This window comes from Streptomyces sp. NPDC054770 (assembly GCF_053611985.1).
This window is the reverse complement of record NZ_JBSHBL010000020.1, coordinates 89562-115216: the sequence shown is the minus strand read 5'-3', so window position 1 is coordinate 115216 and position 25655 is coordinate 89562. Positions and strand designations below refer to the sequence as shown.

The window sequence follows — 25655 nt, the reverse complement described above, 5'->3', positions numbered from 1 at the left end:
ACGCGCGAGCCTTTACCGTGAGTTCACACGGCGGGACTCGCTGAAATGTCTCTGTCAGGGGTGTGCGTGACGGCCGTCGAATCCCGTCCAGCGGGGGTGCTCGGTGCGAGCGAGAGCCCGAGCCACCGGCCGTTCGGGGCCCGTGTCAAAGCTTTCGTGGCGCTGACCAAGCCACGGATCATCGAGCTGTTGCTCATCACCACCGTTCCGGTGATGTTCCTGGCGCAGCAGGGAGTGCCCGACCTGACGCTGGTGTTGCTCACCTGCGTCGGCGGCTACCTCTCGGCGGGCGGCGCCAACGCGCTGAACATGTACATCGACCGGGACATCGACGCGCTGATGGACCGCACCTCGCAGCGTCCGCTGGTGACCGGCATGGTCAGCCCGCGCGAGTGCCTCGCCTTCGGTATCACCCTGGCGGTCGTCTCCACGCTGCTGTTCGGTTTCACCGTCAACTGGCTGAGCGCCTGGCTGTCACTCGGAGCGCTGCTCTTCTACGTCGTCGTCTACACGATGATCCTCAAACGCCGTACCTCGCAGAACATCGTCTGGGGCGGCATCGCCGGCTGTCTGCCGGTGCTGATCGGCTGGTCGGCCGTCACCGACTCCATGTCGTGGGCGCCGATCATCCTCTTCCTCGTCATGTTCTTCTGGACGCCGCCGCACTACTGGCCGCTGTCCATGAAGGTGAAGGACGACTACGCGCGCGTGGGCGTGCCGATGCTGCCGGTCGTCGCCTCCAACAAGGTGGTCGCCAAGCAGATCGTCATCTACAGCTGGGTGATGGTCGCGGTCTCGCTGCTCCTCACCCCCCTCGGCTACACCGGCTGGTTCTACACGCTGGTCGCCCTGGTGGCGGGCGGCTGGTGGCTGTGGGAGGCGCACGGGCTGCAGAACCGGGCGAAGGCCCAGGTGACGGGCGCGAAGCTCAAGGAGATGCGCCTGTTCCACTGGTCGATCACCTATGTGTCGCTGCTGTTCGTGGCGGTGGCCGTGGACCCCTTCCTGCGCTGACCGCACCGACCCACATCACATCGCCCTGCCCTCGCCAGCGGATCTACTCGTGAGTAGCATCCTGTCCATGGCAGACACGCAGCAGGTTGACCAGAAGGCCGAGCGCAAGGTCGCGCGCCTCGCCAAGCAGATCAGCACGTTCGCCGAGGCCCACGGCGGTGCCGAGGGCCAGGTGGCCTACATCGGCGAACGCGGCGCCCGCATCGTCCTCGTCGGCGAGGACGGCGGCTGGGGCGACCTGGTGGCCCCGAGCACCGAGATCGCCCAGCAGGCGGTGGAGAAGGCGGGCATCACCGTCCACGAGTCCTTCGACGGCGAGTTCGCGGCGAAGGTGACGACGGGGCCTTACGAGTGGAAGCGGATGGCGGGCATCCAGATCGGCGGCTGAACAGGCGCCCCGCAAGGGGCGCGAGGAACTGCGCGACCAGCCACATCCGGCCCGCAGCCGCCGCTCAACCAGTCCCACCCAGCCCCGACCGCGACCTCAATCCCCGTTCACCCGTTAAGACGGACAACCAACCGTCGTCCACGGGGAGCCCGGATGATCGACACGCCGTCCCTGGTGGACCAGTACTGCCACGGAGTGCTCCGCACCGAGCTGGGCCTGGGCACCTTCGAGGCCCAGCTCGCCCGTACCGAAGGCCCCCCGGCCGCCGGCACCACCCTCTTCGACACCCAGACCGGCTTCGCGGTACGGCGCTGGTGCCCCCCGCTCCTCGGCCTGGAACCGCACTGCCCGCCGGCCCGCTACCTGGCCCGGCGCCGCGAGGTCGGCGTCCTGGAGGCCGGCCGCCGTCTCCTGCGCGGCAGCGGCATCACCACCTACCTCGTCGACACCGGCCTGCCCGGCGACCTCACCGGCCCCGCCGAGATGGCCTCGACCGGCGACGCGCAGGCCCGCGAGATCGTCCGCCTGGAACTCCTCGCCGAGCAGGTCGCCGACACCTCCGGCACCGTCGAGTCCTTCCTCGCCAACCTCGCCGAGTCGGTGCACGGCGCGGCGGCGAACGCGGTCGCCTTCACCTCCGTCGCAGGGCTCCGCCACGGCCTGGCCCTGGCCCCCGAACCCCCCGGCCCCGGCGAGGTGAGAGGCGCGGCCGGCCGCTGGCTGGCGGGCCGCCGGGTCGGCGGCGAGCTGACCGACCCGGTCCTGCTGCGACACCTGCTCTGGATCGCCGTGGCCTCCGGCCTCCCCCTCCAGCTGCACGCGGGCCTCGGCGAGCCCGGCGCCCGGATCGACCGCACCGACCCGGTCCTGCTCACCGACTTCGTCCGGGCCACCGCGGGCCTGGGCACCGACCTGGTCCTGCTGCACGGCTACCCCTACCACCGCCACGCGGCCCACCTCGCCGGCGTCTTCCCGCACGTGTACGCCGACTCGGGCGCGGCCCTGGTCCGCACCGGCGCCCGTGCCGCGACGATCCTCGCCGAGATCCTGGAGCTGGCCCCCTTCGGCAAGATCCTCTTCTCCAGCGGCGCCCACGGCCTGCCCGAGCTGCACGTGGTCGGCGCCCGCCTCTTCCGCGAGTCCCTGGCCCGGGTGCTCGGCGCCTGGGTGGCCGAGGGCGCGTGGTCCCTGGGCGACGCGCAGCGGGTCGCCAGGCTGATCGCGGCGGGGAACGCGAAACGGGTGTACGGGCTGGAGTGAGCTGTCCAGACTGAGCGCGTGGATACCGAGACGTTGGATACCGAGACGTGGGACACCGAGACGTTACTGGCCCGCTTCGTCCGTGAACTGTCGGCAACACTGGACCCCGTGGCCGTCTGGGCGCACGGTTCGCTCGCCGGGGGCGACTACCAGGAGGGCCGCAGCGACCTCGACCTGATCGCGGTGCTGCCCGGCAAGGTGACCGTGGGCGTCGTATGGCGGATCGCCGTGGCGCACGCCCGGCTGCGCGCGCTGCCGCTAGCCGCCGGGCTGCACTGCACCTACCTGACCCCGTCGACCGCGGCCGACCCCGCCCGCTCCCATCTGACCTGGGCGCACGAGGAGCTGTTCAAACGGCCGGTGAGCCCGGTGACCCGGCGTGAGCTGCACGCCTTCGGACGCGTGCTGTACGGCCGGGCACCCGCCGGGCTGCTGCCGCCGGTGCCGGACCGGGAACTCGGTGACTTCGTCGTGCGCGACCAGCGGGACTTCTGGCGCCCCGCCGTCGACAACGCCCCGCTGTGGACCCGGGACGTCTGGGTCGACCTGGGCCTGATCACCTTCGCCCGCGCCACCGTCACGGCCCGCGAGGGCCGGCTGATCTCCAAGCGCGAGGCACTGGACCTGCTGCCCGGCCTGGGCGCCCCCGCCGAGGTGGTCGAGGACATCCGGAGCCGCCGCTACGACGACCCGGCGCCGCCCACCGAGGAGTGGACGGCGCGCCGGGCCCGGCTGACCCGGGACTACTTGGGCCCGGCGATCGACGCGCTCACGGCGTCGGCATCGGTGTCGGTGTCGGCATCGGCGTCGGTGTCGTCGACGGCGTCGAACGACTGAGCGGGCAGGTCGGCCTCGGCCGTGACGTCGGCGCGTTCCCGCAGGGACAGCAGGACCCGCAGCACGCCGATCCACACCAGGCAGGAGCCGAACATGTGCAGGCCGACCAGGACCGTGGGCAGGTGGGTGAAGTACTGGACGTACCCGATCACGCCCTGACTCAGCAGGATCAGGAACAGGTCGCGGACGCGGTCCCGCGGTCCCCGGGGTGCGTTGACGCCCTTGAGGAAGAACCACAGCGCGAAGGTCAGCGACACCACGATCCAGGCGAACACCGCGTGCAGCTCGGCGACGCCCGACCAGCTGACGTCGATGCGCTCGACGTCGCCGGAGTCGCCCGGGTGCGGTCCCGCGCCGGTCACCACCGTGCCCGCGGCGATGAGCAGCAGCGACACGGCCACCAGGGCCCACACCAGCTGCTGCACGGCCTTGCCGACCAGCGGCCGCGGCTCGCCGTCGCCCTCCCGGGTGCGCTGCCACATCAGGGCGGCGACCGTGATCAGGGCCGTCGCCAGCAGGAAGTGCGCGGCGACGGTGTACGGGTTGAGGCCGACGAGCACCACGATGCCGCCGAGGACCGCGTTGCTCATCACGAGCCAGAACTGCGCCCAGCCCAGCCGGGTCAGACTGCGTCGGAACGGCTTCTCGGAGCGGGCGGCGATGATCGCCCAGCCGACCGCCGCGCACAGCACGTAGGTCAGCATGCGGTTGGTGAACTCGATGGCGCTGTGATAGCTCAGCGCGTCGGTCGGGGTCAGCGAGCCGGCGGTGCACTCGGGCCAGGTCGGGCAGCCGAGGCCGGATCCGGTCAGCCGCACGGCACCGCCGGTGACCACGATGACCACCGACATGACGAGCGCGGCGAGAGCCGCCCGCCGGACGGTCCGGGGATCCGGGGTCCAGCGATCGGCGATGAAGGCGAGCGGGTTGCGCAGCGCCGCTACGAGGTCGGTGGGGGTCAGCTTTGGCACGGGCACCATGGTAGGGGGCCGCTTGTGCATGCGTTCACGAGGGTCGGATCCGTCGGCCGGGTCGTCACTCCCAGCGGAAGAACCTCCCGGCCGCTCCCAGCCCCACCACCGCCCATACGGCGAGGATCCCCAGGTCGCCCCAGGGTGTGCCCGCCCCGTGCTGGAGTACGTCCCGCAGGCCGTCCGAGAGGGCGGAGACGGGCAGCAGGCCGAGGGCGTGCTGGGCCCCGCCGAATTTGTCCAGCGGGACGATGACCCCGCCGCCCACGAGCAGCAGCAGGAACACCAGGTTGGCGGCGGCCAGCGTCGCCTCCGCCTTGAGGGTGCCGGCCATCAGGAGGCCGAGGCCGGAGAAGGCGGCCGTGCCGAGGACCAGGAGGAGCAGGACGGCGAGTGGGTTGCCGTGCGGGGACCAGCCGAGGGCCAGGGCGATCACCGTCAGGAGGACCACCTGGAGGATCTCCGTGACCAGGACCGACGCGGTCTTCGCCGTCATCAGGGCCCAGCGGGGCAGTGGGGAGGAGGCGAGCCGCTTCAGGACGCCGTAGCGGCGTTCGAAGCCGGTCGCGATGGCCTGGCCGGTGAAGGCCGTGGACATGACGGCGAGGGCGAGGATGCCGGGGGCCAGGAAGTCGACCGACTTGCCCTTGCCCGTGTCGACGACGTCCACCGAGCTGAAGAGCACGAGGAGGAGCGTCGGGATCACCACGGTCAGGAGCAGCTGCTCGCCGTTGCGGAGCAGCATCCTCGTCTCCAGGGCCGCCTGCGCCGCGATCATGCGGGCGAGGGGGGCGGCACCCGGCCGGGGGGCGTAGGTGCCGGTGCCGGTGTCGGTCGCGGTGGTCATGAGCGCAGCTCCCTGCCGGTCAGCTCCAAGAAGACGTCCTCCAGCGTGTGGCGCTCCACCGAGATGCGGTCGGGCATCACGCCGTGCTGGGCGCACCACGAGGTCACCGTCGCCAGCAGCTGCGGGTTGACCTTGCCGATGACCCGGTAGGAGCCCGGGGTCAGCTCGGCGGCCGTGGAGTCGGCCGGCAGCGCCTTGAGGAGCGAGCCGACGTCGAGGCCGGGGCGGCCGGTGAACCGCAGGGTGTTCTCGGCGCCGCCCTTGCACAGCTCCTCGGGGGAGCCCTTGGCGATCACCCGGCCGGCGTCGATGATGGCGATGTCGTCGGCGAGTTCCTCGGCCTCGTCCATGTAGTGGGTGGTGAGGATCACCGAGACGCCGTCGGTGCGCAGGTCCCGGACGAGGTCCCAGGTGGCGCGGCGGGCCTGCGGGTCGAGACCGGCCGTCGGCTCGTCGAGGAAGACCAGTTCCGGGCGTCCGACCACGGCCATGGCGAGCGCGAGGCGCTGCTGCTGGCCGCCGGACAGGCGGCGGTACGACGTCCGGCCGCAGCCGCCGAGGCCCAGGCGTTCCATCAGCGCGTCCACGTCCAGCGGATGCGCGTGCAGCTTCGCCACGTGCCGCAGCATTTCGTCGGCGCGGGCGCCCGAGTAGACGCCCCCGGACTGGAGCATCACGCCGACTCTGGGACGCAGCTCGGCGGACTGCCGTACGGGATCGAGGCCCAGGACGCGTACCGTGCCGGAATCCGGCCTGCGGTACCCCTCGCAGGTCTCGATCGTGGTCGTCTTGCCCGCCCCGTTGGGGCCGAGTACGGCGGTGACGCCCGCCTCGGCGGTCAGATCGAGGCCGTTCACAGCGGTCTTGGTGCCGTACCGCTTCACCAGGTCCCGCACCTGGACCACCGGCTCACTTCGCATGGAGACAGAGTCTAAGGACGCCTGGCGTCACCCGGACGGCCGGGTGGCTGGATCTCCTCCTCACGGGGTCGGTGCACGGCCAGCCACCGCTCGGCGTAGGCCGCGGCCTCCGCCACCGGGAAGAGCCGGGCCTCGGCCGCGCCGACCGTGCCGCGGACGACCACCGGGCGGTCGCGTTCGAAGTCGTAGCCGAGTTCGTCGAAGCGGTCGGAGGTGATCGACACCTCGGTGACCTCCTCCCAGCCGCCGCCGGCGGCCGGACGGCCGACCCGGACCTGCGGGGAGGGGATCCGGTACTCGGCGAGATGGAAACTTGTGCAGGTGGCGTAGCCGGTGCCGAGCATGAGCACGCGCGCGTGCAGCTTCTCCAGCCGGGCCAGCGGGCTGTGCTCGCCGAGCCGGCAGTCGGGGGCGTGGCCGTCGAGGATCTCCGCCGCGCGGGCGCCGACGGCCGCGAAGGAGGTCTGCGGGTGGGCGCTGCGCAGGGCGCCGGGCCAGTTCCGCACCGTCTCCGGGATCACGCCGACCCCGAGCGCGGGGGTGGTCCGGGGGTCGTACGGCGGCATGGTCGCCCGGATCGTCGCCCACCACTCCTCGGGCACCGGCGGATTTCCCCACACCGCGGGGTCCGAGAGGTCGCCGGACTGGGTGGGGACCACCAGGGTGCCGTCCGGGCCGAGGGCGTCGAGGAGGCCCTGGACCACCGCCACGGCTCCGCCGTTCACCCAGCCGAGGGAGCTGAGCGAGGTGTGTGCGAGGAGGGTCTCGCCGGGCTTGACACCCAGCAGGCGAAGCTGCTGCGCGAGGGTGTCCCGGGTGACAAGAGGGCCGGTGGGAGGCGGTGTGGGCATGGTTCCGGAGTGTTCCGGAGGGGGCCGTGAAACGCCACCCGATCGGCCGAGGGATGATCGATCAAAGATCATTTCCGCAGGTCAGGGCCAGTGGCGGGTTAGGTATGCCTAAGTGATGCAGGGCACCGTCCCGTCCCCCGGACGCCGCTTGCCTGGCTCTGAGGAATTACGCAACAATGGCGTTGTGAAAAACGTCGGCGAGACGCGGGAGGCCCCCACGGGAACCCCGCAGGAGGAGCTAGCGACCGGTGAGCGCTCGACGCGCAACCGGGTCGCGCGGTCGATCCTGGACCACGGCCCGTCGACCGTCACCGAGCTGGCCGGACGCCTGGGCCTGACCCCCGCGGCCGTACGCCGGCATCTGGACGCCCTGGTCGCCGACGACGTCGTGGCGGCGCGCGAGCAGCGGGTGTACGGCGCGCGGACCCGCGGTCGACCCGCCAAGGTCTTCGCCCTCACCGACTGCGGCCGCGACGCCTTCGACCAGTCGTACGACAAGCTCGCCGCCGACGCGCTGCGCTGGATCGCCGAGCAGGGGGGCGGCCAGGAGGCGGTCGCCGCCTTCGCGCGGGCCCGGATCATGGCCCAGGCGGGCGCCTACCGCAAGGCGATCGAGAGCGTGAGCCCCGACGAGCGCACAGAAGCGCTGGCCAAGGCCCTGAGCCTGGACGGGTACGCTGCAACGGCGCGCACCGCACCGGTCGGCGAGCAGCTGTGCCAGCACCACTGCCCGGTCGCCCATGTCGCGGAGCAGTTCCCCCAGCTGTGCGAGGCGGAGACGGAGATCTTCGCCGAACTGCTCGGAACGCACGTCCAGCGACTGGCGACCATCGCGCACGGCGACGGCGTCTGCACGACGTTCATCCCCAAGATTTCCACTGACGCATCTGCTAGCACGGCCGGGAGGAACCCCGCATGACTCTCCCCACGGAGACTGCCCACCCTGAGCTCGAGGGCCTGGGCAAGTACGAATACGGCTGGGCCGACTCCGACACGGCCGGCGCCTCCGCCAAGCGTGGCATCAACGAGGACGTCGTCCGGGACATCTCCGCGAAGAAGTCCGAGCCCGAGTGGATGACCAAGCTCCGCCTCAAGGGCCTGCGCCTCTTCGAGAAGAAGCCCATGCCGAACTGGGGCTCGGACCTGTCGGGCATCGACTTCGACAACATCAAGTACTTCGTGCGCTCCACGGAGAAGCAGGCGGAGTCCTGGGAGGACCTGCCCGAGGACATCAAGAACACCTACGACAAGCTGGGCATCCCGGAGGCGGAGAAGCAGCGCCTGGTCGCCGGTGTCGCCGCCCAGTACGAGTCGGAGGTCGTCTACCACCAGATCCGCGAGGACCTGGAGGAGCAGGGCGTCATCTTCCTCGACACCGACACCGCGCTGAAGGAGCACCCGGACCTCTTCAAGGAGTACTTCGGCACCGTCATCCCGGTCGGTGACAACAAGTTCGCGTCGCTGAACAGCGCGGTGTGGTCCGGCGGTTCCTTCATCTACGTGCCGAAGGGCGTGCAGGTCGAGATCCCGCTCCAGGCGTACTTCCGTATCAACACGGAGAACATGGGCCAGTTCGAGCGGACCCTGATCATCGTCGACGAGGGCGCCTACGTGCACTACGTCGAGGGCTGTACCGCTCCGATCTACAAGAGCGACTCCCTGCACTCCGCGGTCGTCGAGATCATCGTCAAGAAGAACGCCCGCTGCCGCTACACGACCATCCAGAACTGGTCGAACAACGTCTACAACCTGGTCACCAAGCGCGCCGTCGCCTACGAGGGCGCCACCATGGAGTGGATCGACGGCAACATCGGCTCCAAGGTGACGATGAAGTACCCGGCCGTCTACCTGATGGGCGAGCACGCCAAGGGCGAGACCCTCTCCATCGCCTTCGCGGGCGAGGGCCAGCACCAGGACGCCGGCTCCAAGATGGTCCACATGGCGCCGAACACGTCGTCCAACATCGTCTCCAAGTCGGTGGCGCGCGGTGGCGGCCGTACCTCCTACCGCGGTCTCGTCGAGATCGGCGAGGGCGCCCACGGCTCCAAGTCGAACGTGCTGTGCGACGCGCTGCTGGTCGACACGATCTCCCGTTCCGACACGTACCCCTACGTGGACGTCCGTGAGGACGACGTCTCCATGGGCCACGAGGCGACCGTCTCCAAGGTCTCCGACGACCAGCTCTTCTACCTGATGAGCCGCGGCATGACCGAGTTCGAGGCGATGGCGATGATCGTGCGCGGCTTCGTCGAGCCGATCGCGAAGGAACTGCCCATGGAGTACGCCCTCGAACTGAACCGGCTGATCGAGCTCCAGATGGAAGGCGCGGTCGGCTAGCAGACCGCCGTCACCGCCCCGCCACTTACCGTAAGAAAGCGAGCAGACCGACAGCCATGGCTGAGGCTCAGAACACCCCGGTGGGCTCCACCACCGCCGGCGCCATCGCGGTGGCCGCCGAGTCGACCGTCGCCACGCGCATGAGCGCGCCCCCGTCCTTCGACGTCGCGGACTTCCCGGTCCCGCACGGCCGCGAGGAGGAGTGGCGGTTCACCCCGCTGGAGCGCCTGCGCGGGCTGCACGACGGCACGGCGGTCGCGTCCGGCGACAGCCTGAAGGTCGCGGTGGAGGCCCCCGAGGGCGTCACCGTCGAGCTGGTCGGCCGCGACGACCCCCGGCTCGGCCGGGCCGGCGCCCCGGTGGACCGGGTCGCCGCCCAGGCGTACTCCGCGTTCGAGCAGGCCGGCGTGGTCACCGTCCCCAAGGAGACGGTGCTCACCGAGCCGATCCGGATCAGCGTGCACGGCCAGGGCGGGGTCGCCTTCGGCCACCAGGTCATCGAGCTGGGCGCCTTCGCCGAGGCCGTCGTCGTCATCGACCACACCGGTGACGTGGTCACCGCCGCCAACGTCGAGTACGTCCTGGGCGACGGCGCCAAGCTGACCGTCGTCTCCGTCCAGGACTGGGACGACAAGGCCGTCCACGTGGCCCAGCACAACGCCCTCGTCGGCCGGGACGCCAGCTTCAAGTCCGTGGTCGTCACCTTCGGCGGCGACGTCGTACGACTGCACCCGCGCGTCGCCTACGCCGGCACCGGCGGCGAGGCCGAGCTGTACGGCCTGTACTTCACCGACGCCGGGCAGCACCAGGAGCACCGCCTCCTCGTCGACCACAACACCCCGCACTGCAAGTCCAACGTCGCCTACAAGGGCGCGCTCCAGGGCGAGGACGCGCACGCCGTCTGGATCGGTGACGTCCTCATCGAGGCCAAGGCCGAGGGCACCGACACCTACGAGATGAACCGCAACCTGGTCCTCACGGACGGCGCGCGGGTCGACTCGGTGCCGAACCTGGAGATCGAGACCGGCGAGATCGTCGGCGCCGGCCACGCCTCCGCCACCGGCCGCTTCGACGACGAGCAGCTCTTCTACCTGATGGCCCGCGGCATCCCGCAGCACGAGGCCCGCCGTCTGGTGGTCCGCGGCTTCTTCGCCGAGCTGGTCCAGCAGATCGGTGTCGCCGACATCGAGGAGCGCCTGCTCGCCAAGATCGAGGAGGAGCTGGAGGCCTCGGTCGCATGACAGCCCCGACCGCTTTCGTACGCGCCTGCGGGCTGAGCGAGCTGGAGGAGGACACCCCGAAGCGGGTGGAACTCGACGGCACGCCGGTCTCGGTCGTCCGCACCGAGGGAGAGGTGTTCGCCATCTACGACATCTGCTCCCACGCGAACGTCTCGCTCTCCGAGGGCGAGGTGGAGGACTGCCAGATCGAGTGCTGGCTGCACGGCTCCAGCTTCGACCTGCGCACCGGCAAGCCGTCCGGCCTCCCGGCCACCCGCCCCGTCCCCGTTTACCCCGTAAAGATCGAAGGGGACGACGTGCTCGTCTCCCTCACCCAGGAGTCCTGAGGCACCCATGGCAACGCTTGAAATCCGAGACCTGCACGTCACCGTCGAGGCCGACAACGCCACGAAGGAGATCCTCAAGGGCGTCGACCTCACCGTGAAGCAGGGCGAGACGCACGCCATCATGGGCCCCAACGGCTCCGGCAAGTCGACCCTCGCCTACTCCCTCGCGGGTCACCCGAAGTACACGATCACCGGCGGCACGGTCACCCTCGACGGCGAGGACGTCCTGGAGATGTCCGTCGACGAGCGCGCCCGCGCGGGCCTGTTCCTGGCGATGCAGTACCCGGTCGAGGTCCCCGGCGTCTCGGTCTCCAACTTCCTGCGCACCTCCGCCACCGCCATCCGCGGCGAGGCCCCCAAGCTGCGCACCTGGGTGAAGGAGGTCAAGGAGACCATGGAGCGCCTCTCCATGGACCCCTCCTTCGCCGAGCGCAACGTCAACGAGGGCTTCTCCGGCGGCGAGAAGAAGCGCCACGAGATCCTCCAGCTCGAACTGCTCAAGCCGAAGATCGCGATCCTCGACGAGACCGACTCCGGCCTCGACGTCGACGCCCTTCGCATCGTCTCCGAGGGCGTCAACCGCGTCCGCGAGACCGGCGAGGTCGGCACCCTGCTGATCACGCACTACACGCGCATCCTGCGCTACATCAAGCCCGACTTCGTCCACGTCTTCTCCGCCGGCCGGATCGTCGAGTCCGGCGGCGCCGAGCTCGCCGACAAGCTGGAGGACGAGGGCTACGAGGCTTACACGAAGGGTGGCGTATCCGCGTGACACAACTGCCGGGCCTCCTCGACACCGAGGCGATCCGCAAGGACTTCCCCGTCCTGGACCGCCTGGTCCACGACGGCAAGAAGCTCGTGTACCTGGACAACGCGGCGACCAGCCAGAAGCCGCGCCAGGTACTGGACGCCCTCAGTGAGTACTACGAGCGCCACAACGCCAACGTCCACCGCGGTGTGCATGTGCTCGCCGAGGAGGCCACGGCGATGTACGAGGGCGCGCGCGACAAGGTCGCCGAGTTCGTCAACGCGCCCAGCCGCGACGAGGTGATCTTCACCAAGAACGCCTCCGAGTCGCTGAACCTCGTGGCGAACATGCTCGGCTGGGCCGACGAGCCCTACCGGGTGGACCACGAGACCGAGATCGTCATCACGGAGATGGAGCACCACTCCAACATCGTGCCGTGGCAGCTGCTCGCGCAGCGCACCGGCGCGAAGCTGAAGTGGTTCGGGCTCACCGACGACGGCCGCCTCGACCTGTCCAACATCGACGAGATCATCACCGAGAAGACGAAGATCGTCTCCTTCGTGCTGGTGTCGAACATCCTGGGCACGGTCAACCCGGTCGAGGCGATAGTGCGCCGCGCCCAGGAGGTCGGCGCCCTCGTCTGCATCGACGCCTCCCAGGCGGCCCCCCACATGCCGCTGGACGTACAGGCCCTGCAGGCCGACTTCGTGGCCTTCACCGGCCACAAGATGTGCGGCCCGACCGGCATCGGCGTTCTCTGGGGCCGTCAGGAGCTCCTGGAGGACCTGCCGCCGTTCCTCGGTGGCGGCGAGATGATCGAGACCGTGTCGATGCACTCGTCGACGTACGCCCCGGCCCCGCACAAGTTCGAGGCGGGCACCCCGCCGGTCGCCCAGGCGGTCGGCCTCGGCGCGGCGATCGACTACCTGAACGCCATCGGCATGGACAAGATCCTCGCCCATGAGCACGCGCTGACGGAGTACGCGGTCCAGCGGCTCCAGCAGGTCCCGGACCTGAGGATCATCGGCCCCACCACGGCCGAGGACCGGGGCGCCGCGATCTCCTTCACCCTCGGGGACATCCACCCGCACGACGTGGGCCAGGTCCTCGACGAGCAGGGCATCGCGGTCCGGGTCGGCCACCACTGCGCCCGACCCGTCTGCCTGCGCTACGGAATTCCTGCGACCACGCGAGCGTCGTTCTATCTGTACTCCACTCCGGCCGAGATCGACGCTCTGGTCGAGGGCCTGGAGCACGTACGGAACTTCTTCGGCTGAAGGGCGTGAACTGAGACCGTGAAGCTGGATTCGATGTACCAGGAAGTCATCCTGGACCACTACAAGCACCCGCACGGGCGTGGTCTGAGGGATGGCGACGCCGAGGTGCACCATGTGAACCCGACGTGCGGCGACGAGATCACCCTCCGAGTGAAGTACGACGGTACGACGATCAGGGACGTCTCGTACGAGGGCCAGGGCTGCTCCATCAGCCAGGCCTCCGCCTCCGTGCTGAACGACCTCCTCGTCGGCAAGGACCTGGCGCACGCGCAGAAGATCCAGGAGACCTTCCTGGAGCTGATGCAGTCCAAGGGCCGGCTGGAGCCCGACGACGCGATGGAGGAGGTCCTGGAGGACGCGGTCGCGTTCGCGGGGGTCTCCAAGTACCCGGCCCGGGTCAAGTGCGCCCTCCTGAGCTGGATGGCGTGGAAGGACGCGACGGCCCAGGCGCTGGGTGGCGCCGACGCCGAAAGGAAGACGGCATGAGCGAGACCGTTGAGATGAAGCCGGCCTCGGAGGAAGAACTCCGCGAGGCGCTGTACGACGTCGTCGACCCCGAGCTGGGCATCGACGTCGTCAACCTGGGCCTGATCTACGGCATCCACATCGACGACGCGAACATCGCGACGATCGACATGACCCTGACCTCGGCGGCCTGCCCGCTGACCGATGTCATCGAGGACCAGGCCAAGTCCGCCACGGACGGCCTCGTCAACGAACTGCGCATCAACTGGGTCTGGATGCCCCCGTGGGGCCCCGACAAGATCACCGACGACGGCCGCGAGCAGTTGCGGGCGCTCGGGTTCAACGTCTGAGACCGGACACGCGAAAGCGGCGGCACCTTCGAGGTGCCGCCGCTTTCGCGTGCGTGTGCTCAGGCCAGCGGGTCCACCAGCCGGAAAGCGGAGTCCGCACGGAACAGATCGCTGTTCTGGTACGGGTTCAGCTTCAGCTGGAAGCTCTGGTGGCGCAGGTAGCGGCCGGGGTAGTTCACCGACTCCAGCATGACCGCGCCCGAGTAGGACGAGGTCCGGGCGCAGAAGGTGGCGTCCTGCCTGAACAGGGACGAGCCGTCGTTGCGGTCGGCGCGCAGCAGGAAGTTGCGGTGCCGCAGGTACTTTCCGCCGGACGTCCTGAACGAGTAGCAGGAGCTGTTCGACAGGCCCTTGACCACGGTGAACGTGGAGTCCGCACGGGACTCCGAGCCGCGTGGCGCGTCCAGCTTCACGAAGCCGTCGCTCACATGCCAGTAGCGGTCCGGGTAGTTGACCGAGCGGACCGACTTCTGGGTGGTGCTGGGCTGTTGCGCCGAGCCTCCCGAACTGCCTTTGGTGGGCGAGGACTTGGACGGCTTCGTGCTGGACGGCGAGCTTTTCGGACCGGTGCCGGGTGCGGTGGCCGTCGCCGTGCCGGACGCGGACGTGGATGCGGTCGGCGAGGTCGCCGACATCTCCGACGTGCCCTTGGGCGGGGCGGCCGTATCCGATGCCGACGGCGAGGCGAAGGAGAGCAGACCGGGGCCGTTGTCGGTGTGGGCGGACGCCGTGGGACCAGCCGATGACGTCCTGTCAGGGGCGTTGTGGCTGACGGCTATCGCCGTGACGCAGGCGACGACGGTGGCGACGGCCAGCGTGCCCGCCAGCCAGAGCCTTCGGGTGCCCGGAGCCCGGGACGTGTCGGGGGTCCAGTCGTTCTCCCAGGGGGGACGTGGAGGGGGTTGGGGGGTTATTTCTGGCATGCGCGTTTCCTCCAGCGGCGCCAAGGCAGCGGCAGCCGGGGGTGTGAAGGTGGGGTGGGTGAACTGTGAAGCAATGATGGATCACAGAGGTGCACACACTAGTGGAGTCGCGGGGCCGCGGGGAGCCGTTTCAGCTAGCGGTTTCTATGAGAATTAAACATCTTCCTGTGGCGCGCGGGGGTTCGAACGCCGCTCTCGATTCCCTTCCGGGGCAGGCTTGTCGGCGCTGTTGTGTACAGGCGTACACATCGTTGCGTACACTCGTACACATGGGATATCTGACGCTCGCCGGCGCCATAGCCGCCGAGGTCGCCGCCACGACGGCGATGAAGTACGCGGACGGCTTCAGCAGACTCTGGCCGACGCTGCTGACGGCACTGGGATACGTCGTCTCGTTCCTGCTGCTGGCCGAGACGCTGAAGACCGTGTCGATCGGCACGGCGTACGCGATCTGGTCCGGGGTCGGCACCGCCGCCATCGCCGTGCTGGGACTGCTGCTGTTCGGAGAGGCGCTGACCCTGGTCAAGGTGGCCGGGATCCTGCTGATCGTCGGCGGCGTGGTGGTCCTGAACCTGGGAGGCGCGCACTGATGCCCCGCCGCTACGACCCCGAGCGCCGGCAGCGGATCATCGAGGCGGCGATCCGGGTCGTCGGCGAGAAGGGGCTCGCGGGGCTGAGTCATCGGACCGTCGCCGCCGAGGCCGATGTCCCGCTCGGCTCCACCACGTACCACTTCAAGACCCTCGACGAGCTGATGGTCGCCGCGCTGCGGCAGGCGAACGAGGGCTTCGCCAAGGCGGTCGCCGCATACGGAGACCTGGACGACTCCTCGGCGGACCTCGCCGCCGCCCTCGCCGGGATCCTCGGCGACTGGCTGAGCGGTGACCGTACCGCCGTGGAACTGGAGTACGAGCTCTACCTGGCCGCCCTGCGCCGCCCGGCCCTGCGCCCCGTCGCCGCCGAGTGGGCCGACGACCTCGCCGAACGGCTCGCCCACCGCACCGACCCGGTCACGGCGCGGGCGCTGGTCGCGCTGATGGACGGCATCTGCCTCCAGGTGCTGCTGACGGGGACGCCGTACGACGAGGGGTACGCGCGGGAGGTCCTGGGGCGCGTGATTCCCTGAGCGGAACGCGTCCGCCGCCGCCCTCCCCGCCGGCCCGGCCGGATCACCGTGAACCCTCCGGCGGGCATCGGGGAACAGGGGGTGACACGCACGCACCGACCGACCAGGTGGAGCCCTCGTGAGCGGACCACCGCCGGCCACGGCACAGGCGGGGGACGACGCGGACATCGTCGCCCAGTCACTGGAACAACCGGAGTTCTTCGCCCGGCTCTACGACCGCTACGCGCCGGACATCCACCGGTACGCGGCGCGCAGGCTCGGCGACACCATCGCCGACGACATCACCGCGGACACCTTCCTCGTCGCCTTCCGGATCCGCTCCCGCTACGACCTCGCACGCCCCAACGCGCGCCCGTGGCTGTACGGCATCGCGGGCAACCTGATCGGCAAGCAGCGCCGGGCCGAGGTGCGGGCCCTCAGGGCGCTGGCCCGCACCGGGCACGACCCGGTCGCCGCGTCCTGGAGCGAGTCCTGGGTCGAGGACACCGACAGCCGGATCGACGCCCAGGGCCCGCTCGCCGGCGCCCTCGCCGCGCTGACGGCGGCCGACCGGCACGTCCTGCTGCTCGTCGCCTGGGCCGACCTCACCTACCAGGAGGTCGCCGAGGCGCTGGACATTCCCGTCGGCACCGTCCGCTCCCGGCTCAACCGGGCGCGGCGCAAGGTGCGTACGGCACTGGGCGCCGATCCGGCGTTCGTGGGCGACACCGCGGAGGTGGCATAGCGATGGACGAGATGACCGAGGTGCGCGCGCTGCGCGCCGACGCGCCGGTGCCGGACCGGGCACGGCTGGCGGCGGGGCGCGCCCGGCTCACCGACGCGGTACGGGCCGGGGAGCGGCGCCGGGCCCGGTGGCAGCGGCGGGATTTCGTGATCGTCGCGGTCGTCGCCGTGGTGACCGCCGTCGCCCTCACCGCCGCCCTGCTGGCGGGCGGGACCAGCAGGGGACGCAGGGTGCAGCCCGCGGCGCCGGACATCGACCTGAAGGGGATGAGTGCGCACGACTTCCTGGAACGGGCTGCCGACGCGCTGGACAAGCAGCCGGCGGGCACCGAGCCCACCGGGAAGCAGTGGATCTACACGACCATGGCGAGGGATCCTGATGACGCGGAACCCTCGTCAGAGGACTGGACCCGTTACGACGGCGAACAGCGGGCCAAGCACCCGGCGGTCGGCGATCCAGGAATCACGATCAGCCAGGGACGTGCCAGCAGCCTGGGGCCGACCGACTACGACTCGCCGCGTGAGGTGTACCGATTCATGGCCGCACTGCCGGCCGACGGCGAGGGGACGCTGCGGGCGCTCCGTGAGAGGAACGCCGTCGAGGACACCGAAGTGGGCCCCGGAGCCAAGGCGTGGAACGACTACGCCGAGATCAGCGCCCTCCTCCAGGCCGACCTCGTGCCGCCCGCGGGGCTGGCCTCTCTGTACCGCGCCCTAGCGCTCCTGCCCGACCAGAGGATCACCGGCCACCTGGTCGACACGGTCACCGGCCGCAAGGTCGTCGCCCTGACCCACGACGTCGCCGGCGTCGGCATCGACCTGCACCCGCGCAAGGCCGACGGCAAGGCCAGGATGGCCGAACAGACGCTGATCGACCCGCGGACCTACCACGTCGTGGGCTGGTGCACGGTCGTGGACGGCAAGGTCGCCGACGCGAACGAACGGATCACGACCGCGGTGGTGGACAAGGCCGGCGAGCGACCCTGACCCCCCGGATCCCGGGCGGCCCGCGCCGCAGGGGAGTGCGGGCCGCCCGGCGGATCTTCACGGTCCGCCTCCCGAGACGCCCCGCACGCTGGTTCGCCTCCCCGGCCCCCGGCCGGTTAGGTTGCCCTCATGACCGACACGACTGCTCCTCGCACCACCGGCGCCGTGGCCGCCGGCCTCGCCACCATCGCCGCCGACGGCACCGTTCTCGACACCTGGTTCCCGGCTCCCGAGCTGGTCGCCGAGCCCGGCCCGGCCGGTACCGAGACGCTCTCCGCCGAGCAGGCCGTGGAACTCCTCGGCGAGGGTGCGGCCCAGGCGATCGGCCCGGACCCCCGCCGCAACGTCGAGGTCGTCGCGGTCCGTACGGTCATCGCCTCGATCGACGAGAAGCCGGTCGACGCGCACGACGTCTACCTGCGTCTGCACCTGCTCTCGCACCGCCTGGTCAAGCCGCACGGCCTGAGCCTGGAGGGCCAGTTCGGCTTCCTCGCCAACGTCGCCTGGACCTCCCTCGGCCCGGTCGCCGTCGACGACGTCGAGAAGGTGCGGCTGAACGCCCGCGCCGAGGGCCTGCACCTCCAGGTGACCTCCGTCGACAAGTTCCCGCGGATGACGGACTACGTCGCCCCGAAGGGCGTGCGGATCGCCGACGCCGACCGGGTCCGCCTCGGCGCGCACCTCTCCGAGGGCACCACCGTCATGCACGAGGGCTTCGTCAACTTCAACGCCGGCACCCTCGGCACCTCGATGGTCGAGGGCCGGATCTCGGCCGGTGTCGTGGTCGGCGACGGCTCGGACATCGGCGGCGGCGCCTCCACCATGGGCACCCTGTCCGGCGGCGGCAACGTCATCATCTCCATCGGCGAGCGCTGCCTGATCGGCGCCGAGGCGGGCGTCGGCATCGCCCTCGGCGACGAGTGCGTGGTCGAGGCCGGCCTCTACGTCACCGCGGGCACCCGCGTCACCATGCCCGACGGCCAGATCGTCAAGGCCCGCGAGCTGAACGGCGCCTCCAACATCCTCTTCCGCCGCAACTCGGTCTCCGGCGCCGTCGAGGCCCGCCCGAACAACGCGGTCTGGGGCGGCCTGAACGAGATCCTGCACAGCCACAACTGACCGGAGGCGGCCGCGACGTGCGGCCGCCTCCTCGCTCCTCGCCCCGAACCGCTGCTGAGCCGTCAGCGGCTATGGGCTCGGGTCGCGGTCCAGACGAAGGTCGCGGAGCCGGTGGAACCGGTCGCGTTCTTCGCGGTGACCGTCACCGTGTAGCTGCCGGCTCTGGTCGCTGAGCCCGTGAACCCACCTGCCGGGTCGAGGGTGATGCCGGGCGGGAGGCCGGCACCGGTGTAGGTGATGCCGGTGGCGGTCGGGTCGAACCTCCAGTTCACCGCCTTGCCCACCGGGCTGCTCATGCCGTACGGGTTCGGCACGGCGAGCGGCCTGGCGGAGGTGGCCGTGGTGGTGGATGCGGTGGCCGCGGCCGCCGCTCCGTTGACGGTGCCGGGTACGTTGAGGGTGCCGGTCAGCGGCAGGTTGCGGGAGGAGTCGCCCACCAGGATCTGGTAGTTGCCCGCGGCCGTCGTCCAGTTGCCGGCCGTGGTGTTCCAGTAGGCCAGATCGTGCGTGCTGACGGTGAAGCTGATCGTCTTCGCCTGGCCCGCGTTGAGCGTGACCCGCTGGTAGTTGCGCAGCTGATGCACCGGCTCGCCGGTGGACGCCGGATCGCCGACGTACAGCTGCGCCACATCCGTACCGGCTCTCGTCCCGGTGTTGGTGACGGTGGCCGTCACCGTCGCGGTGCTTCCGGACAGCGCCCCCACCTGCAGATTGCTGTAGCCGAAGGTGGTGTACGACAGGCCGAAGCCGAACGGGAACAACGGGGTGATGTTCTTCGCGTCGTACCACTTGTAGCCGACGTTCAGACCCTCGCTGTACGTCACCTGGCCGTTGGTGCCCGGCCACTGCGCCGCCGTGCCGGCCGGCACGTCCGCGAGCGACTTCGGGAAGGTGACCGGCAGCTTGCCCGACGGGTTGACGTCGCCGAAGAGCAGCGCCGCCATCGCCGTGCCGATCTGCTGGCCGGGGTAGAAGCCCTCGAAGACGCCCGCGACCGAGTTCAGCCAGGGCATGTTGATCGCCGAGTTGTCGTTGAGCACCACGACGGTGTTCGGGTTGGCCGCGGCGACCTGGGTGATCATGTCGTTCTGGTTGGTGTTCGCACTCCCGACGGTGGGCAGGTCGAGGGTGGTGGTGTCGTGCTCCTCGTTGCCGTAGTTGTCGCTGGCGAAGACGATCGCGACATCGGAGCTGCGGGCGAGGGTGACCGCCGAGGCCAGGTTGGTCGCGTCGTTGTACGTGACGGTGGTACCGGTGCCGGCCACCCGGTTCTGGATGCCGGTGATCGGCCAGACCGTGCCGGAGCTGGTCACCGTGGCGCTGCCGCCGCCGATGGACTGCACGCCCGCGCCACCGTCCCAGCCGATCACCGCGATCGACCTGGTGGTCGTGGTGGACAGCGGCAGGATCCCGTTGTTCTTCAGCAGCACCGCGCCCTCTTCGGCGCCCTGGAGTGCGACCGCCACGTGACCGGCGGTGGTGACGGTGGCGCCCGTCGATCCGCTGGGCGCCTTGTCGAACAGCCCGAACGTGAAGAACTGGGTGAGCAGCCGGCTCACCATCGTGTCCAGTGTGCTCTGGCTGACCGTGCCCGCGGCGACCGCCTGGGCGAGGAAGTCGGCGTAGAAGTACCCGTTGGGCATCTCCACCGTCAGGCCCGCGTTGGCCGACTCCACGGTGGAGTGCGTGCCGCCCCAGTCACTGGTGATGAAGCCGCCGAAGCCCGCCTGCTGGTACAGGCCGGTGTTCATCAGGTCCGGGTTCTGGCAGGCGGGCACGCTGTTGACGACGCTGTACGCGCACATCGCCGCCGCCGGTGAGCCCTGCTGGACCGCGGTCTGGAAGGCGGGCAGGTACAGCTCCTGCAGCGTCCGCTTGTCCACCACGACGGTGCCGGCCGGATTCTCGATGTTGTAGACGGCCACGTGCTTCATCTCGGCCATCACACCCTGGCTCTGGATGCCCCGGATGTCGGCGGCGGCCATCTGCCCGTTCAGGTACGGGTCCTCGCCGAACGTCTCGAAGGCACGGCCCCAGCGCGGGTCGCGCACGATGTTCAGCGTCGGGCCGAGCGCCACCTGCACGCCCTTGCCCGCGAACTCGGCACCGATCGCGGCACCGTACTGCTGCTCCAGGGTGTTGTCGAAGCTCGCCGCCATCGCGTTGCCGGACGGCATCTGCGTCACACCGCCGAGCCCGTCACCGACACCCGCCGGACCGTCCTGCAGCCCGATGTCGGGGATGCACAGTGACGGGATGCCGGTGATGTTGCCGATGTAGGGCGTCGCGTTGTTGTTGCCGTGCAGGATCGACACCTTCTGGGCGTTGGTCATCTGGGCCATCACCTGCGAGACCCGGGTCGCGACCGGTGCGGTCGAACCCACCCACGGGCAGTTGCCGTCGCCGCCGCCCGGCGGAGTGGTGGTGCCGCCGGGGGTCAGCACGGTGAACTCCCACAGGGAGTAGCCGTACTGCGTGGCCCTGGCGGTGCCGTACATCCGCACATAGCGGGCGGTGGCGGTGAAGGACACATTCACCACCCCGCCCGTGCCGGCCGTCGTGGAGTAGACGGTGTTCCACGTGGAGCCGTCGGTCGACGTCTGGACCTGGTAGGCCGTCGCGTACGCCGTCTCCCAGCTCAACTGGGCGCCACAGAGCGACTGCGGGGAGCCCAGGTCCACCTGGACCCACTGCGGGTCGGAGGCCGCGCTGGACCAGCGGGTGCCGGCGTTGCCGTCGAAGGCCGCCGAGGCCGGGAAGGCGGCGTTCTCCACGGAGGACGCGGTGGCCTGCTTGCCGAGCGCCGCCGTGGTCGTCCCGCAGGTCGTCGTCGCGGTGTCGCCGTAGACCTGGAACTCCCAGAGCGAGTAGCCGTACTGCGTGGCCCTGGCGGTGCCGTACATCCGCACGTAGCGGCCGGTGCCGGTGACGGTCAGGGTCTGGTTGCCGCCGGCACCGGTGGTCGTGGTGTAGACGGTGTTCCAGGTGGAGCCGTCGGTCGACGTCTGGATCTGGAAGGACTTCGCATAGGCGGTCTCCCAGTCGAGCACCACCTGGCTGATGGCCTGGCTCGACCCGAGGTCGACCTGGACCCACTGCGGGTCGGAGGCCGCGCTGGACCAGCGGGTGCCCGTTTCGCCGTCGAAGGCGGCCGAGGCCGGGAAGGCGGCGTTCTCCACGGAGGACGCGGTGGCCTGCTTGCCCTGGGAGAGCAGCGTCAGTGTGGCGGCGTGGGCAGAGGGCGTCACCAAGGAGAGGAACGCCGCGGCGATCAGTGTCAGCGAGAGGAGGATGATGCCCTGTGGGGATCGGCGCACAGGCTTACGAAGAGAAAGGCCCCATGAGGTAGCCCTCATGTGCACGCTCCTGTCGGATTACGGTTCGGATGGTGGGGAGAACCGATACTGCGGAGTGCGAGAACACTGCGTTCCGTACAGGGGAGTGGTGGTCGGCAGGCGCGACCCGGCGGGGAGCGCCCGCGACCGACGGTTTTCTACTCCCGGCCCAGGACCGCGTCAACCTTTTGCGCAAGTCACCCGTGGATCAGGGGAGTTGACGATGCCCACCGGTCCCGGACAGCGCCGCCCTGAACTCCGCCAGCGCCGCGAAGTCGGGCTCCCGCAGCCCGATCCGGGGGTCGACGTGGTGCAGCAGGGCCGGGCCGGGATGGTGGGCGCGGACGTAGCGGGTGTCCGCCGGGCTCTGCTCGTCGTCCACCCAGGCGAACGGCCGCCCCCCGGCGTACTCCACGATCGCCTCGGTCTTCCAGTGCACCCCGTCCGGCCGCTCCGCGAGCAGACCCTTGCCGAAGTCGACGTACGGCAGCTCGGGCAGGCCGACGACCGGGCCGATCCAGCGGTTGGCCTCGGCCATCCAGGTGGTCGCCCAGCACAGCTCGTAAGCGAGGGCGAGCAGCGCCGGGCCGTGCGACGGGTTCAGCCACACCCGCAGCGGGCGCCCCGGGCGGACGGTCGCCCGGATCGTCGTATACCCCTCGGGGCGTCGCTCGGGCTTTGCCGCGTACGGGTTGAGGGGGCCGTCGACGTCCAGGAACAGCAGGGGGCGGCTCACGGGACCAACGTAGGGCAGCGGGCGCGCGGAGCACCGGAGAATATTCTCGCGCCGCGCAGGCATAGCGGCGCCGCTCCACACGCGTCACCACGGGTACAGGGCCCGGACACCAGGTGGGCCCGGGGGAAGAGAAGGTGACGATGGATGCGGAACTGCAGGAGAGCTTCCGGGAGTTCGTGGACAGCAGGTCCTCGGCGCTGCTGAGGACCGCCGTGCTGCTGACCGGCGGCGACCGGCACGCGGCCGAGGACCTGCTGCAGAACGCCCTGATCAAGGCAGCCGGCCGCTGGCAGCGCATCGACGAGCCCGAGGCCTATGTACGGCAGGTCCTCTACCGGCAGCAGATCAGCCGCTGGCGGCTGAAGTGGCGCCGGCGCGAACTCACCGTCGCCGAACCGCCGGAGAGTCCGCCGGCCCCCGACACCGCCGCCACCGCCGAGCTGCGCCTGGTCCTGCGCGCGGCCCTGTCCCGGCTCACCGCCCGCCAGCGCACCGTCCTGGTCCTGCGCTACTTCGAGGACCTGCCGGAGGCCGACGTGGCCCGGCTGCTCGGCTGCTCCGTCGGCACCGTACGGTCCACCGCCCACCGCTCCCTGGCCCGGCTGCGCACACTCGCGCCCGAACTGGCCGCCCTCGCCCCGGAGACCGGCCGCGACCAGCCGCCGTCCCGTGACTACTCGCCCGTGGAGGTGCGGCCGTGAACGTCGAGGAACTGGTACGAGACGTACTGCGTGAACAGGCGGCCGAACAGCCGCCGGCCCGACCGGGATTCGCCGACCGGGTACTGGCCGTGCGCCGGCGCCGCCGTAGCCGCAGGTTCGCCGCCGTGGCCGCCGCGACGGCCGCCGTGGTCGCCGTCGCGGTGGCGGTGCCGGTGCTGGACTCCGGGAAGAGCGATGTGCGCCCGTCCGGGGTCGTCGGGCGGAACGGGATCACCGGCCACCCGGATCAGTCGCCGCCGCGCGAGCTGATCGCCGCCGGGCAGACGGCGCTCGCCGCGTACTACACCTGGCGGACCGTGCCGCAGACCGACGACCGGGGCATCGGCGTACGCACCTACTGGCTGCTCGACCGGACGACCGGCAGGTACGTGAAGGACTCCCGGTGGTCCTTCGTCGCCGTCGCGCCGGGCCTGCGCACGGCCGCCGTGCTGGAGCAGACCCTGCCCGTCCGCCGGATCGGCCTGCTCGACCTCGCGACGAGGAAGGTCGAGCGGTGGATCCCGGTCGAGCACGGCGTCGGCGGACTCGCCTTCTCGTACGACGGGACCCGGCTCCTGGCGACGACGTACGACGACAACCCCGATGTGCGCGGCAAGGTCCAGAACCTCAAGGGCGGCTGGGAGTGGGGGCCCGCGTTCGCCACGTCGACCCGGACCGGCTTCTACGACATCGACGTGACCTCCGGCAAGGGCGCCTGGACCGGGGTCGCGTCCGACCGCGCCACCCCCACGCGCGCGGACTTCTCCTACAGCCGCACCGGCGATCAGGTGTACGCGCAGATCATCGGCAGCCGGGACGGGACGCAGCAGTTCTACGGCCTCGACGGCGGCGAGATCGCGGCCCCGGCGAACGAGCGGTACCTGCGGACGGACGTCGGCGCCCGGCTTTCCCCGAACGGGCGGCTCGCCGCGCTCGGCCTGACGAAGGAGGTCGCCCCCGGGAAGTCGTACTCCTCGATCCGTGATCCCCGCACCGGCAAGGAGATCACCAAGGTCCGCGGCGGCGACCTGCTCGCCTGGGCCGACGACCGGCGGCTCATCGCCTGGGAGCGGGCCAGCAAGCTGGACGAGCTGTACCGGGCCCGGCTGGTGCTGGTGACGATCGGCAGCGACAGGGTCGTGCCGCTGAGCGGGGTCCAGAAGCAGATGTTCGACGAGCTGAAGGCGTGGCAGCCCGTCTTCGCCCGCCGCTGATCAGCAGGCCTCGAGCCCCGCGTACACCCCCCGCAGCCCGTCGGCCGCCTCCCGGCCGGCGGGACGCAGCGGTGCCCGTACCGGGCCCGCCGGCAGGCCGAGCCCGGCCAGCAGCGCCTTCGCCGTGACCGTGCCCGGCAGCCCCGCGGCCGTCATCGCCTCGATCAACGGCGTGGCCTCCAGCTGGAGTCCGGCCGCGCGGGCGGTGTCGCCCGCGTCGAACGCGTCCAGGATCGCGGCGACCCGGGCGGGGACGACATTGGCCACCGTGCTCACACAGCCGGCCGCGCCCACCGCGTACAGGGCGAGGATGTGCTCGTCGCAGCCCGCGAAGTACGCCAGGTCCGTGCGCGCCAGCACCTTCTGGATGCCGAGGAAGTCGTACGAGCAGTCCTTCACGGCCACGATCCGGGGGTGGGCGGCGAGCCGGACCATCGTCTCCGGCTCGATCCGGGTGCCGGTGCGGCCCGGGATGTCGTACAGCATCAGCGGCAGCCCGCTCGCCTCGGCCACCTCCAGGAAGTGTGCCTCCAGCGCGTCCTGCGGCGGCCTGCTGTAGTACGGCGACACCACCAGCACCCCGTCCGCGCCCGCCTTCTCGGCCGCGAGCGTGAGCTCGACGGTGTGCAGGGTGTCCGCGGTGCCCACGCCCGCCACGAGCGGCACCCGCTCGCCCACCGCCTCCCGGACGGCCGTGATCAGCTCGGCCTTCTCGGCGTCGGACGTGGTCGGCGACTCGCCGGTGGTGCCGTTCAGCACCAGACCGTCGCAGCCCTCCGCCACCAGATGCGCGGCCAGCCGCCGGGCACCGTCGAGGTCGAGCGCCCCCGTGTCGGTGAAGGGGGTGACCATCGCGCAGAGGGTGCGGCCGAAGGGGCGGGGCGGGCGTGCGGTCTCGCGTGGGTTCGTCATGGGGGTAGTCTCGGCCGCACGACAGCTTAGCTCTACTTAAATTTTCT

The 25655-nt window shown here is 70.6% G+C and carries 27 protein-coding genes; 19 read left to right on the top strand and 8 right to left on the bottom strand.

Translation table 11 applies throughout. The features are described 5' to 3' along the window. Positions 1-60: 60 nt before the first annotated feature. From ACWGKQ_RS19900 to ACWGKQ_RS19885, 4 genes are all read left to right on the top strand, one after another. Positions 61-1014 carry a heme o synthase gene (locus tag ACWGKQ_RS19900; protein WP_453293257.1) on the top strand — a complete coding sequence of 318 codons (954 nt, stop codon included), beginning with the start codon at positions 61-63 and terminating at the stop codon, positions 1012-1014. Between the two features lie 67 nt (positions 1015-1081). Then, the gene (locus tag ACWGKQ_RS19895; protein WP_453293236.1) at positions 1082-1402 is read left to right on the top strand and encodes a hypothetical protein; all 321 of its coding nucleotides are present in this window, start codon (positions 1082-1084) and stop codon (positions 1400-1402) included. A gap of 153 nt (positions 1403-1555) precedes the next feature. Next, on the top strand, positions 1556-2662 hold the full coding sequence (locus ACWGKQ_RS19890) for an amidohydrolase family protein (protein ID WP_453293235.1): 1107 nt from the start codon (positions 1556-1558) through the stop codon (positions 2660-2662). Positions 2663-2680: 18 nt separating this feature from the next. Further along, complete coding sequence (locus ACWGKQ_RS19885) at positions 2681-3499, top strand: nucleotidyltransferase domain-containing protein (protein ID WP_453293234.1); 819 nt, start codon at positions 2681-2683, stop codon at positions 3497-3499. Here the strand turns inward: ACWGKQ_RS19885 and ACWGKQ_RS19880 are convergent. From ACWGKQ_RS19880 to ACWGKQ_RS19865, 4 genes are read right to left on the bottom strand one after another with little or no spacing between them, the layout of a single operon-like run. Further along, complete coding sequence (locus ACWGKQ_RS19880) at positions 3406-4479, bottom strand: COX15/CtaA family protein (protein WP_453293233.1); 1074 nt, start codon at positions 4477-4479, stop codon at positions 3406-3408. The two genes, ACWGKQ_RS19885 and ACWGKQ_RS19880, sit on opposite strands and share 94 nt — an antisense overlap. A 55-nt stretch (positions 4480-4534) precedes the next feature. Beyond that, complete coding sequence (locus tag ACWGKQ_RS19875) at positions 4535-5317, bottom strand: ABC transporter permease (RefSeq protein ID WP_453293232.1); 783 nt, start codon at positions 5315-5317, stop codon at positions 4535-4537. Then, positions 5314-6237, bottom strand: coding sequence for an ABC transporter ATP-binding protein (locus tag ACWGKQ_RS19870; RefSeq protein ID WP_453293231.1), 924 nt, complete (start codon positions 6235-6237; stop codon positions 5314-5316). Before ACWGKQ_RS19870 ends, ACWGKQ_RS19875 begins: the two co-directional genes overlap by 4 nt. Before the next feature lie 11 nt (positions 6238-6248). Next, positions 6249-7088, bottom strand: coding sequence for an aminoglycoside N(3)-acetyltransferase (locus tag ACWGKQ_RS19865; RefSeq protein WP_453293230.1), 840 nt, complete (start codon positions 7086-7088; stop codon positions 6249-6251). Positions 7089-7272: 184 nt separating this feature from the next. Between ACWGKQ_RS19865 and ACWGKQ_RS19860 the strand changes: the two genes are divergently transcribed. From ACWGKQ_RS19860 to ACWGKQ_RS19825, 8 genes are read left to right on the top strand one after another with little or no spacing between them, the layout of a single operon-like run. Then, positions 7273-8007: a helix-turn-helix transcriptional regulator gene (locus tag ACWGKQ_RS19860; protein ID WP_453293229.1), complete on the top strand. Its 735-nt coding sequence runs from the start codon at positions 7273-7275 to the stop codon at positions 8005-8007. Further along, positions 8004-9425, top strand: coding sequence for a Fe-S cluster assembly protein SufB (gene sufB, locus ACWGKQ_RS19855; protein WP_089100907.1), 1422 nt, complete (start codon positions 8004-8006; stop codon positions 9423-9425). Before ACWGKQ_RS19860 ends, sufB begins: the two co-directional genes overlap by 4 nt. 56 nt (positions 9426-9481) lie before the next feature. Beyond that, on the top strand, positions 9482-10666 hold the full coding sequence (gene sufD / locus ACWGKQ_RS19850; protein WP_453293228.1) for a Fe-S cluster assembly protein SufD: 1185 nt from the start codon (positions 9482-9484) through the stop codon (positions 10664-10666). Further along, positions 10663-10992, top strand: a complete 330-nt coding sequence (locus ACWGKQ_RS19845; protein WP_453293227.1) for a non-heme iron oxygenase ferredoxin subunit — start codon at positions 10663-10665, stop codon at positions 10990-10992. The genes sufD and ACWGKQ_RS19845 overlap by 4 nt, the downstream gene beginning before the upstream one ends. 7 nt (positions 10993-10999) lie before the next feature. After that, the gene (sufC, locus tag ACWGKQ_RS19840) at positions 11000-11764 is read left to right on the top strand and encodes a Fe-S cluster assembly ATPase SufC (RefSeq protein ID WP_089100904.1); all 765 of its coding nucleotides are present in this window, start codon (positions 11000-11002) and stop codon (positions 11762-11764) included. Beyond that, entirely contained in the window at positions 11761-13017 is a 1257-nt protein-coding gene (locus ACWGKQ_RS19835) for a cysteine desulfurase (RefSeq protein ID WP_453293226.1), read from the top strand. Before sufC ends, ACWGKQ_RS19835 begins: the two co-directional genes overlap by 4 nt. Positions 13018-13035: 18 nt before the next feature. Then, positions 13036-13503: a Fe-S cluster assembly sulfur transfer protein SufU gene (gene sufU / locus ACWGKQ_RS19830; RefSeq protein ID WP_453293225.1), complete on the top strand. Its 468-nt coding sequence runs from the start codon at positions 13036-13038 to the stop codon at positions 13501-13503. Next, positions 13500-13832 (top strand): metal-sulfur cluster assembly factor, encoded by a 333-nt coding sequence (locus ACWGKQ_RS19825; protein WP_037743875.1) that lies wholly within the window; start codon positions 13500-13502, stop codon positions 13830-13832. Before sufU ends, ACWGKQ_RS19825 begins: the two co-directional genes overlap by 4 nt. A 59-nt stretch (positions 13833-13891) precedes the next feature. Here the strand turns inward: ACWGKQ_RS19825 and ACWGKQ_RS19820 are convergent, their stop codons facing one another. After that, positions 13892-14755 carry an AbfB domain-containing protein gene (locus ACWGKQ_RS19820; RefSeq protein ID WP_453293224.1) on the bottom strand — a complete coding sequence of 288 codons (864 nt, stop codon included), beginning with the start codon at positions 14753-14755 and terminating at the stop codon, positions 13892-13894. A 269-nt stretch (positions 14756-15024) separates the two neighbouring features. Between ACWGKQ_RS19820 and ACWGKQ_RS19815 the strand changes: the two genes are divergently transcribed. From ACWGKQ_RS19815 to dapD, 5 genes are all read left to right on the top strand, one after another. Then, positions 15025-15345 (top strand): DMT family transporter, encoded by a 321-nt coding sequence (locus tag ACWGKQ_RS19815; RefSeq protein ID WP_453293223.1) that lies wholly within the window; start codon positions 15025-15027, stop codon positions 15343-15345. After that, positions 15345-15881 carry a TetR/AcrR family transcriptional regulator gene (locus ACWGKQ_RS19810; RefSeq protein WP_453293222.1) on the top strand — a complete coding sequence of 179 codons (537 nt, stop codon included), beginning with the start codon at positions 15345-15347 and terminating at the stop codon, positions 15879-15881. The genes ACWGKQ_RS19815 and ACWGKQ_RS19810 overlap by 1 nt, the downstream gene beginning before the upstream one ends. Before the next feature lie 118 nt (positions 15882-15999). After that, positions 16000-16605, top strand: coding sequence for an RNA polymerase sigma factor (locus tag ACWGKQ_RS19805; RefSeq protein ID WP_453293221.1), 606 nt, complete (start codon positions 16000-16002; stop codon positions 16603-16605). A 2-nt stretch (positions 16606-16607) separates the two neighbouring features. Beyond that, positions 16608-17591: a CU044_5270 family protein gene (locus ACWGKQ_RS19800; RefSeq protein WP_453293220.1), complete on the top strand. Its 984-nt coding sequence runs from the start codon at positions 16608-16610 to the stop codon at positions 17589-17591. Between the two features lie 129 nt (positions 17592-17720). After that, positions 17721-18710 (top strand): 2,3,4,5-tetrahydropyridine-2,6-dicarboxylate N-succinyltransferase, encoded by a 990-nt coding sequence (gene dapD / locus ACWGKQ_RS19795; protein ID WP_453293219.1) that lies wholly within the window; start codon positions 17721-17723, stop codon positions 18708-18710. Positions 18711-18772: 62 nt separating this feature from the next. Here the strand turns inward: dapD and ACWGKQ_RS19790 are convergent, their stop codons facing one another. Both ACWGKQ_RS19790 and ACWGKQ_RS19785 read right to left on the bottom strand, forming a co-directional pair. After that, complete coding sequence (locus tag ACWGKQ_RS19790; protein WP_453293218.1) at positions 18773-22027, bottom strand: discoidin domain-containing protein; 3255 nt, start codon at positions 22025-22027, stop codon at positions 18773-18775. A gap of 226 nt (positions 22028-22253) precedes the next feature. After that, positions 22254-22781 (bottom strand): hypothetical protein, encoded by a 528-nt coding sequence (locus ACWGKQ_RS19785; RefSeq protein WP_453293217.1) that lies wholly within the window; start codon positions 22779-22781, stop codon positions 22254-22256. Between the two features lie 140 nt (positions 22782-22921). On the opposite strand from ACWGKQ_RS19785, the gene ACWGKQ_RS19780 reads away from it, so the two are divergent. Next, entirely contained in the window at positions 22922-23482 is a 561-nt protein-coding gene (locus ACWGKQ_RS19780) for a SigE family RNA polymerase sigma factor (RefSeq protein WP_453293216.1), read from the top strand. Next, positions 23479-24696 (top strand): WD40 repeat domain-containing protein, encoded by a 1218-nt coding sequence (locus ACWGKQ_RS19775; RefSeq protein ID WP_453293215.1) that lies wholly within the window; start codon positions 23479-23481, stop codon positions 24694-24696. The genes ACWGKQ_RS19780 and ACWGKQ_RS19775 overlap by 4 nt, the downstream gene beginning before the upstream one ends. Here ACWGKQ_RS19775 and dapA read toward each other — a convergent pair whose 3' ends face one another. Then, positions 24697-25608, bottom strand: a complete 912-nt coding sequence (dapA, locus tag ACWGKQ_RS19770; protein ID WP_453293214.1) for a 4-hydroxy-tetrahydrodipicolinate synthase — start codon at positions 25606-25608, stop codon at positions 24697-24699. Positions 25609-25655 lie beyond the last annotated feature (47 nt).